This is a genomic window from Psychromonas sp. (assembly GCF_041586535.1).
GTDB lineage: Bacteria > Pseudomonadota > Gammaproteobacteria > Enterobacterales > Psychromonadaceae > Psychromonas.
Genome location: NZ_JBFGZY010000142.1, coordinates 1 through 10,156, shown reverse-complemented (window position 1 = coordinate 10,156; position 10,156 = coordinate 1). Strand labels below are relative to the sequence as shown.

11 protein-coding genes are annotated in these 10,156 nt (G+C 44.0%); 10 read left to right on the top strand and 1 reads right to left on the bottom strand.

Features of this window, described 5'->3' with window-relative positions; genetic code table 11:
- Positions 1-730 (top strand): hypothetical protein (locus tag ABZA00_RS14335; RefSeq protein ID WP_372882843.1); only part of this gene is annotated, 730 nt, incomplete at its 5' end.
- Positions 731-962: 232 nt separating this feature from the next.
- On the opposite strand, the gene yddG is transcribed toward ABZA00_RS14335, so the two are convergent.
- Positions 963-1,889, bottom strand: a complete 927-nt coding sequence (gene yddG, locus ABZA00_RS14330) for an aromatic amino acid DMT transporter YddG (protein WP_372882842.1) — start codon at positions 1,887-1,889, stop codon at positions 963-965.
- Positions 1,890-2,326: 437 nt separating this feature from the next.
- Here yddG and ABZA00_RS14325 point away from each other — a divergent pair, with 437 nt between their 5' ends.
- From ABZA00_RS14325 to ABZA00_RS14285, 9 genes are all read left to right on the top strand, one after another.
- The gene (locus tag ABZA00_RS14325) at positions 2,327-3,124 is read left to right on the top strand and encodes a DUF4126 domain-containing protein (protein ID WP_372882841.1); all 798 of its coding nucleotides are present in this window, start codon (positions 2,327-2,329) and stop codon (positions 3,122-3,124) included.
- A gap of 456 nt (positions 3,125-3,580) precedes the next feature.
- Complete coding sequence (locus tag ABZA00_RS14320) at positions 3,581-5,749, top strand: FUSC family membrane protein (protein WP_372882840.1); 2,169 nt, start codon at positions 3,581-3,583, stop codon at positions 5,747-5,749.
- Between the two features lie 113 nt (positions 5,750-5,862).
- Entirely contained in the window at positions 5,863-6,597 is a 735-nt protein-coding gene (locus ABZA00_RS14315; RefSeq protein ID WP_372882839.1) for a DUF1538 family protein, read from the top strand.
- On the top strand, positions 6,594-7,388 hold the full coding sequence (locus tag ABZA00_RS14310) for a DUF1538 domain-containing protein (protein ID WP_372882838.1): 795 nt from the start codon (positions 6,594-6,596) through the stop codon (positions 7,386-7,388). The genes ABZA00_RS14315 and ABZA00_RS14310 overlap by 4 nt, the downstream gene beginning before the upstream one ends.
- Entirely contained in the window at positions 7,378-7,728 is a 351-nt protein-coding gene (locus ABZA00_RS14305) for a P-II family nitrogen regulator (protein WP_372882837.1), read from the top strand. Before ABZA00_RS14310 ends, ABZA00_RS14305 begins: the two co-directional genes overlap by 11 nt.
- Entirely contained in the window at positions 7,725-8,129 is a 405-nt protein-coding gene (locus ABZA00_RS14300; RefSeq protein WP_372882836.1) for a CBS domain-containing protein, read from the top strand. The genes ABZA00_RS14305 and ABZA00_RS14300 overlap by 4 nt, the downstream gene beginning before the upstream one ends.
- Before the next feature lie 92 nt (positions 8,130-8,221).
- Positions 8,222-8,767, top strand: a complete 546-nt coding sequence (yfcE, locus tag ABZA00_RS14295; protein WP_372882835.1) for a phosphodiesterase — start codon at positions 8,222-8,224, stop codon at positions 8,765-8,767.
- A gap of 108 nt (positions 8,768-8,875) precedes the next feature.
- The gene (locus ABZA00_RS14290) at positions 8,876-9,520 is read left to right on the top strand and encodes a DUF2959 domain-containing protein (protein WP_372882844.1); all 645 of its coding nucleotides are present in this window, start codon (positions 8,876-8,878) and stop codon (positions 9,518-9,520) included.
- Between the two features lie 331 nt (positions 9,521-9,851).
- Positions 9,852-10,091, top strand: a complete 240-nt coding sequence (locus ABZA00_RS14285) for a hypothetical protein (RefSeq protein ID WP_372882834.1) — start codon at positions 9,852-9,854, stop codon at positions 10,089-10,091.
- Positions 10,092-10,156 lie beyond the last annotated feature (65 nt).

Below are 10,156 nucleotides of genomic sequence, written 5' to 3'. Positions count from 1 at the left end.
GGACTATTTCGCGCACGCAGATGATATGTTTGCAACGCTTTTCCCCGCGATAGAAAAGTTAACCATCACCCAGCAATGGCTACTTATATCAAATGCTATACAGCGATTAAATAAAGTATTAGAGCAGATTCACGATTCAGGTGGTTTTTGTCGTTATATAGCAGATGAGCTTAAACAAAGGCTGGTGGTATTTTTTAATGCACAACCTTGGTCCGATGAAGAAAAGGCGCAGTGGATATTTAACCATACGGAAGAATATACATACGATGTATTTCCTGATGTTCCGGAGGATTTTGAATTATCAGCAGTAAGGCAGATCTTTTTAGCAAAATGTTTAATCGCGGTTGAGGATAAACAGCAATCAGGCGATCTAAACGACTGGGATTTTAAATACTCTATCCAGCGCCTGACCAGACCGTTAATTGAGCAGGCCATCGATCAGGGGAACTGGCAAGAGCAGTGCCGTTTAATGAATATGAGCGCGGTAAGACATCCGGATTATTTGGCAATCGCAGATGTTTGTTTGGATAACGCAGCTGAGTTGGATGGTGAATATTGGTTGCAGCAAGCCACTAACCTATTACTCAAATTAGAGAAAATATTGAAAACGAATAACATTGAGCGCACCATTTTATACAAAATGATTGCTCAAATGAGTCAGGCGTATAAACAAGAACGAAATATGATGAAGCTTTTACAACAACACGTTGCGGCTGTGTTTAATCAATAACCTCGTTCCCATGCAGAGCATGGAATATAAAACATAGTAGCAGTTTTGATTCATTGTCTGCAGGCTGGGAGCTTGACCGAGAATTGCGCTCGTCGCGAGGAAAAGCTGGTTTGAGCCAGTTTTTGCGATCTTTTGCGGCGAATAGTTGTTCTATTTAACAAAAAAGAGTGCATAAAATGGTCAAATCCAGATTTGCCACAGCAGAGTCGACCATTCTCGATCATGCTCCCAGTTATTCAACCTTGATAGAGCAGGGTGCATCCATCGCTGCTGCCGGTTTTTCGCGGGTAAACCACCAGCAGAGCAGAGAGCCAATGGTGACCATGAAAACACCCTGCCAAAACGTTGCAGTCAGCTCAATATCCAAAATCAATGCCGATAAAAAAGTAGAAAAGATCGGGGTGAAATAGGACAGGATTGCCAGAAGCATCATATTGCCGCCAATAATACCGATGTTCCATAATGCATATCCACTCCCCATAGCTGCGCCGGTTAGCAATAAGTCGAGGGTTGCTTCCGGGGTAAATATGATGGCAGGCTCGTCACTAATAAGGTATTTAATCCACAAGGCGATGGCTGTCGCGATAAAGAACCAGGTAATAGCATTCTTGCCGTTGGCAAGCCGCTTGGTAATATTGCAGTAAAACGCCCATATAAACGCACCGCTAAAGGCCATTGCGTAACTTGCAGGGTTGCTTGCTATGCTACCAGCCATATGAACAACTGAAATGCCCTGATTGCCACCCACCGTCCAGGCTACCCCGAAAAATGACAGGGCTATTGCCGGATAAAGTGCCTTATTAACAGAAGTTTTACTGGTAAATACAGCCAGCAGGACGGTTAAAGATGGCCACAAATAGTTAATTACACCCATTTCAACCGCTTGAATGCGATTGTTTGCCATTCCCAGCGCCAACGATAAACAAATTTCATAGCTGACAAACAGCGTACCGCCTATTAACAGATACTTAAGGGAGAAGAGTTTCAATCGTGGTGCACCCAGGAAAATCACCAGAAACAGAGAACTGACGGTATAGATCATTGCAGCGCCACCGATGGCTCCTAATTGCTCTGCCACATTACGCACAAAGCCGACCGTGGTGCTCCATAGTAAAATTGCGCTGCAGCCTGCCAGTGTGTATTTATCTAGTCCTGCCATGATCATTCCTTCGTGCCTGTCTGCTCTGTTTGATAGATAATCAAGGCTAACAATAATATCGGTAGTATGAAACAAAAAATGAGGCGTATATCTGCCTGTCTATTATGGATAGGGGAAACTTGCCCGCATGTTGGATGCTTTATCTCGCATTGACGAATCAGTCGAGTAAATATAGCTTGTTATTGTATAATTTAATTGTCTGATTTTTTTAAAGATCAATTAGGAAACATTCAATACATCAGAAATTCGCATTATCATGGTTAAACTTACTCATAATAATTAAGGTAAGGTATACACTTTTATTATCCCGTCTTAAGTTGATGAGGTAACAGTTTTCCACGTTAGCATTTGTCAGATGCAGCGCGAAGCAGCTCAACCATACAAGGCGACTGTTAGCCAATTTAAATTTGTCTTTAAACACAGAAAAGGAACATTAAATGGAGAGCTACGAAGCCTTATTAGCTACTTTAGCCCTGACCATGGGCGCGTCCTGGGCCAGTGGTGTAAATTTATATGCAGCCCTGCTGGTGCTGGGGTTGGGCGGGAGTAGTGGTAATATTGATTTGCCTGCAGGACTTGAAGTACTGGAAAACCCGTTGGTCATAGGCGCCGCCGGGTTAATGTATATGGTCGAATTTTTTGTCGACAAAACGCCGGGTGTTGACAGTGGCTGGGATGCTATTTCGACCTTTATCCGATTGCCGGCCGGTGCGATGCTCGCTGCCGGTGCTGTTGGAGATGTCTCTCCTGCGCTGGAGATTGCTGCCGGTATCATGGGCGGGGGCCTGGCAGCCACCAGTCACGCTACGAAAGCGGGAACACGATTGCTTATTAATACTTCTCCGGAGCCAGTGACGAATTGGACAGCATCAATCACAGAAGACTTGCTTGTGCTCGGCGGGTTATGGACTGCGCTTAATCATCCCGTTATTTTTATCCTGTTGATGCTGGTGTTTATCATCTCGGCCATTTTTATTCTGCCTAAATTATGGCGGTTGATTAAATTGATGTTTCGGAAAATCGGTCAATTCCTGGGTTTGCTTGAAAAAGATAATGGCGTAGATCCACAAGATAAAATGAGTTCAGACCTGAAACATAAACAGCTGCAGGCACTGCGCGATGAAGGCGTTTTAAGTGAAGATGAGTTTAATATCGCCAGGCAGAGACTGTGCAGCGATAGTGAGGTGCAATCAAAGCCGGCAGGAGAGAATCACAGCGCTGATAGGGTGAAATAATGCCTGACGGATATACATTTGCTTTTAATTAAGTAAGATATGAAGTTTACATTTTAAATATTTAACATATATACCCATGTTACTTCAAAATGCTTTGTCAGGCACGGGCTCGGAGACCAGATCAAGGCGAAACATGAGGTAATGGTATTCCCTTTTCGATTGTTGTAACGCAGAGCGGGGTTTCGAGTCCGCGCCCCGTAGGGCAAGGCAACTTGTAGCAATCTGCGTTGTTATAAAAGCTCTCTGTAGAATAACTAGACTTCAATTTTATGCCTTGCATCTCGGCACAATTTGCCCTGCTGACTTTGCATCTTGAAGTATCATGGGTATAAAACATGAATGTTTTTCTTTTGTAATAAAAGAATTGATATTGGGTGAGATAAATATAATCCATCTTGTTTCTGAACAGGGCACTTTAACCGTGTCGCCTTATTGTTTTCGTTTTGGGTATACCCGATGAAGTATTTGGATTTTTTTGCACTACCGTCGACTCGCGCACCTTTATTTGTAACAGCAATTAAGGCTTGCTTGCTAACTGCTGTATTTTTGCTCTCTGGCGTTGTAAACAATAATTTGGTACAGATGAGCGCTATGTCCATGGGGGTTAGTGCTGCGGCATTAACCGACCATCCTGCCCATTATCATCGGCGTTTTAGCGCCTTCTTGACTTTAATTCTGTGCTTTGCTTGTGCTGCGATATTTGTGGTTGCTCTCTATCAGAAGCCATCGCTGTTTCTGATTGCTTTATGTTGCGCTACCTTCTGTTTGATGATGGGAAATGCTTTAGGCCCGCGTTTTGGTAAAATAGGTTTTGGAGCCCTGGCGGTTGCGGTTTTTTCCATGCTGAGTTATCCGCATCATGCAGATCCCTGGTTATTACCCGGGTTGATTGTCGCAGGCTCAGTCTCTTACTTCATCCTGTCAACCTTTGTTCAGTATGTTATTCCTAACTTTAATCTTCAACACGATAATCAACAGCTATTTTCTACCCTGGCAAAATATCAACTTTACAAAGCCCGCTTTTTTGATAGCAACTCAGATCCGGCTGAAGTCAGGTTAAAACTGGCCAAACTAGCTGCCCAGGCATCAAAGGCATTGGCAAATGTTCAACAGCAATTAATGCTGCGTCAGCAGGAGAAAAAATATGCGAATCACGGATCCGGCTATTTAGAGCAATTTTTTAAAGCTCAGGTGCTGCTTGAACGATTAAGCTCTTCTCATATTTTGTACCAGGAGTTACGTCAGGAGCTTGCTGATACTTCTTTGCCTGCGCGCATTCAAAGGGTGATGGTAGGGTTATCCAAACGTATGCTCAGGCAGCCCAGATTTCGCCGTATTTCTGACTATGAAATGAATGATACTGTTGAAAGTGAATTATATGAGCTACAGCAAAGCACGGAACGACTGGCAAAGCGCCAGGTTTTTAGTGCATCTTGTGCGATTCAACTTGTTTTTTTACTGGAAAACCTGAAAAAAGTTTGTGAGTTGACTCAGAGCCACACACCATTTCCTTCGCCTCGGTTCTTGTTTGATGAGCAAAAACGCTTAGGCTGGCATCACTATTGGAGACTCTTTACAACACCGGACACTCCTTTGTTTCGCCATGCAGCCCGTTTAACCACCTGCATGTTTTTTGGCTACATAATTATTCAGTTACTGCCGGCTGATAGTCAAAATTACTGGCTGTTACTGACTATGTTATTTATTACTAAGCCTACTTTTTCTGCAAGTAAATTAAGACTTATTCAGCGTATTCTAGGCACGCTATTGGGGATTGGTCTTGCGACAGCTTTGTATCTGCTCAACTTGCCAATTCTAGCTCTGATCGGCATTGCAGCTATCGCTAAATTTTTCTTTTTCTGGTACCTGGAGCACAGGTACAGTATTGCCGTCGCCTGTGTTTCTATTTATGTGGTGATTATTTTGCAGTTTTATGGCCTGGATGCTGAAGCTTTATTTATCAAGCGAATACTCATCACCACCTTTGCCGCCGGTATTGTCTTTTTAGCGCTTCGTTATTTATGGCCTGACTGGTTAAAAAAACGTTCCCGTTCTGTGGTAGCTGCCAACCTGAATCATATCTGTGCATACCAGCAGGCGATATTTATGCAGTATTTAAATCAGCAGAGAGTTGAAAATGAAGAGTATCGGATGGCGCGCTTTCAAGCTCACTCAAGCGAGGCGAATTTAGTAGAGCACTGGCAGGCATTATTGGCTGAGCCACGCTCGAAACAGTCAGAAGCTTCAACGTTGTACTTATTGACAGGGCGTTTACATGCCTATCTCTCCCACCTCTCCGCCTTGGCCTCGCATAGGGGACAAATTACTTCAAGCACAGTGCTACCTGTGATGGATAAAATGGGCGAAAAGCTAAGCCGGCAGTTGTCTGAGTTAGAAGAGTTCCTTACTGTACCGGGCTTTAAACCTTCGCGCTGTAGCAATCAGGCAGTTGCAGAACAGCTATCTGGTTTATCACTTAAAATGTGTGGAGAGGAGTTAATGATTGTTCATCAACTGCTAAGGTTGAATGAAGATATTGCCCAAATTCGCAACTTAGTTTTATCTGAAGGAGATTGGCAACAAACGCGTGGACATAACTCAAAGCGTTCAGAAACAATTTATTAGGGCATATCTAACTGATAAATATCTCATTTATGTGAAATAAAAGAGATAGTAGTGGACATCATTTGAATATTTGGACAACCTAAGAATAGGAGAAAATTGAAAGGGAGGAGGTCATGAAAGCACTGGTGGCATTATTAAAAGCAATGCTGGCAAGTTTGCGTGATCTTCTGCCTATCATATGCGTAATCGCTTTTTTTCAATTGATTGTGTTACAAGAGCCCCTGCCAAATATATTATCGATTCTTATCGGCTTACTTTTTGTTGTCCTCGGTCTGACCTTTTTTATTTTCGGTTTAAATATGGGGTTATTCCCGATAGGCGAAAGTATGGCGAAATCTTTCGCCCGCAAAGGCAGTCTCTTCTGGCTGATTTTATTCGCATTTTGTCTGGGGTTCGGAACCACCATAGCTGAGCCGGCATTAACTGCTGTGGCTCGTGAAGCAGCTGAGGTAGCAGCAAAAGGTGGCGTGATCCCGCAAACTATTACAGCAATGAAGGATTACGCTAACGGCTTGAGAGTTACGGTAGCGTTGTCAGTAGGCTCGGCGATTGTACTGGGGGTGGTGCGTATTCTTAAAGGCTGGCCTATTCATATAATGATTGTCGGCGGTTACCTCGGCGTGGTTGTGCTGACATGGTTTGCCCCGCAAACCATTATCGGTATCGCCTATGACTCCGGCGGAGTGACCACATCTACTATCACAGTCCCTCTTGTGACCGCTTTGGGGGTGGGGTTGGCGTCATCAATTAAAGGTAGAAACCCTATGTTGGACGGCTTTGGTTTGATTGCATTTGCTTCGCTGTTACCGATGATGTTTGTAATGATTTACGGGATGGTTCTATCATGATAAGTCTGGCTCACATTATCAATACCTTTATCAGTACCGTCGTTGATGTGATGCCTATTGCGACGATTATTTTTGGATTTCAAATCGCGGTGTTAAGAAAGCCGATAGCCAATTTACTAAGGGTTATTTTGGGTTTTTTCTATGTAATTTTGGGCTTATCTCTGTTTTTATTGGGACTGGAAATGGCACTTTTTCCATTGGGTGAAACCATGGCGGAGCAGCTTACCGCGCCGGAATTTCTTTACTCTTTTAAAGATGACATCACAACTTCCCTGGGCTGGATTGACTATTATTGGATTTATCTGTTTGCATTTGCTATCGGATTCAGCACAACCATTGCAGAGCCTTCATTAATTGCTGTTGCGCTTAAAGCGAATCAGGTCTCCGGTGGTGCCATTGGCGTAAATGGATTGCGGGTTGCAGTAGCGTTAGGTGTTGCCTTTGGTATTTCACTGGGGAGTTACAGGATAGTGGTCGGTGATCCTATTCATTATTACATTATGGTTGGCTACGTCGTGGTTATAATACAAACCTATTTTGCGCCAAAACTGATCATACCGCTGGCCTATGACTCCGGTGGTGTGACAACCTCAACAGTCACTGTTCCAATAGTTACGGCATTAGGTCTGGGATTAGCTTCCACCGTGCCGGGACGAAATCCGGTTATTGATGGATTTGGATTGATCGCTTTTGCCAGCTTATTTCCAATCATTTCAGTCATGGCATATGCCCAAATTACGCAATGGTTAAACTCAAAAGCAGATTCAAAGGAGAATGAGAATGCGCTTTAAACTAATAATTGCCTTTGTAGAAGATGCAAGGACAGATGCTGTTTTAGATGCGGCGCGCTCTGCAGGAGCCACTGGCGCAACCGTCATTAATAATGCAAGAGGGGAAGGATTAAATCAAAAAACCACCTTTTTCGGTTTGACCCTGGATGTGCAGAAGGATGTTTTATTATTTGTGGTGGAGGAGCATCTGTCCAGACAGATATTAGAAACAATTGACCGGGTCGGAGAGTTTGATCAGGAGCCGGGGCAGGGGATTGCCATTCAAATTGATATTGAAGATGCAGTCGGTGTTGCCCATCAGGTTGAGAAATTAACTAAGGTCGTAGAGGATGAGCTATGAACGCGCAAAAGGTTATTAGAGTGAGAGATGTTATGTCTGATTCCTATGTCATGGTTGACGGTATTACAGATGTGAAAGAGGGGATTCGGTTGGCACGCAAACATCGCGTAAAGGCATTGGTCGTAAACAAGCGTCACGACGATGATGAATATGGTATCGTTTTGATGAATGATATTGCCAAAAAAGTGCTGGCACAGAATCGTTCTTGTGAGCGCACTAATATTTATGAAATCATGACTAAACCCGCGCTTTCTGTCGCGCCCGAAATGAATGTCAAATACTGCGCGCGTTTATTTGAGCGCTTTGGCGTCAGTCGTGCACCTGTTATTGAAGATGGTAAAATTATCGGTATAGTGAGTTATAACAATATTGTTTTAAACGGTATGGCATTGGATGCTTAACACAGAGAAACAGGCTCAAACCATGTTAAGGTGCACGAGGCTGCACCTTGAAGGTGTTTGCCATAGAAAAAAAAGAATAGGAGATTAGCCACATGAAGCTGTTTTTTGCCTCGGACCTGCATGGCTCATTACCAACCACAGAGTTGGTGCTGGAAAAGTATCAGGCTTCCGGTGCTAATTATCTGGTGCTGCTCGGGGATCTGTTGAATCACGGCCCCAGAAATCCGGTTCCGCAAGGCTATCAACCTGCAGCGGTTGCGCAGCTGCTGAATAACTATAAAGATGAAATTTTGGCTGTTCGTGGAAACTGCGACAGCGAAGTTGACCAGATGTTACTTGACTTTCCCATGCTTGAGACCTATTCATGGATCCTGCTGGAAAATGGTACACGTATTTTCTTAACCCATGGTCATATCTACAATAGTGATAATCGGCCGCCGCTTAAAGCGGGTGATGTGCTGGCTTATGGCCACACCCATATTCCGGTAGCAGAACAAAATGGCGGGCAGTTTATCTTTAATCCCGGCTCGATAACCTTTCCTAAAGGTGGTTATGTTGCCAGTTATGGCCTTTATGAAGAAGGTAAGTTAAGTGTGTTCTCATTTTCAGATGAGGTTTTGCAGCAGGTGGGCCTCTAAAAAATATTTTTTGGGGGAAAGGAGCGTTTTTCCTCCGCTATTAAATCATCCCCATTGTGGCCAAAGCCAGATCCGGGACTCAGATAAACCCACACAGGGAGAAACAATATTAAATACTTACTCAAAATCAATTTATTGCTGGCTGTGCTGTTCTTGACGGCGTGTTCAAGCGCTTATTATAGTGCGATGGAAAAAATAGGCGTGCATAAACGGGAAATTCTGGTTGATCGGGTTGAAGATGCCAAGGTTTCACAACAGGAAGCACAACAACAGTTTAGTTCTGCGCTTGACCAGCTAACACTACTTACCGGGTTTGACGGCGGCGAGTTGGAAATTGCCTACAACGCAGCCAGAAATGCTTATGAAGATAGTGAACAAGCTGCTGCTGATGTATCAGCAGATATCGATAAGATTGAAGATGTAGCGCAGGCTCTGTTTGATGAATGGGAGGAGGAGCTGGAGCAGTATACCTCGACCAGTCTCAGAAGAGACAGCCGTAACAAGCTCAGACAGACGCAATCAGACTACAAGCAGTTACTTGCCGCCATGCATCGCTCCGAAACTAAGATGGAACCGGTGCTGGCTGCGCTGCGGGATAACATGCTCTACCTTAAGCATAATCTGAATACCCGTGCTGTGGCGGGGTTACAGGGGGAGTTTAGCAAGCTGAAAGTGGATATTGAGCAGCTGATCAATGAGATGAATGTTGCCATTGCCCAATCCGATGATTTTATTGCCAAGCTCAAGCTGTAAAACACGACGGTTTTATACCCATGATAGATCAAGATGCAAAGTCAGCAATGCAGATTGGTACAAGTTATCCTGCCCTACGGGGCGCTAGTTCGAAAACCAGTTCTGCGTTGCAACAATCGAAAAGGGAATAACCATCACCCCATGTTGCGTCTTGGTCCAGTCTCCGAGCCCGCGCCTAACAAAGTATTTTTAAGTAACATGGGTATATTAACTCTTCTGTATATTGCCCTTTTTGTGCAGAGTTATCGACCTGGAAAGCCCGTTTTTCGGCTAAATTGATGGTTTAGGTGATTGACTCTGTAGATTATTTGTTAAATATTGGGCGTAGATTATGACTGAACTTAAGTGCCACTCTGGTGATATTTTTGACCCTGAATTAGATTGTGATGCCCTGATTATCTGGAGTCCGCCGGGATTTGCCAGTATGGCCGGTGATATCATCTCTTACCTGGCAGGCAAAACAGCGGGGCTTCACCTTTTACAGGACAGTGGTTGGTTGAAGCTCACCCAGCTAAAGCAAGGTGATTCTTGTCGTCAACGGTTTAGGCATTGCAACATTAAGTTGCGTTAGTCTTCTAAAACCTCTTACAAGCGTTTAACGTGTCGGCACTACCTGCCGCCACGAATTTTTAAGCG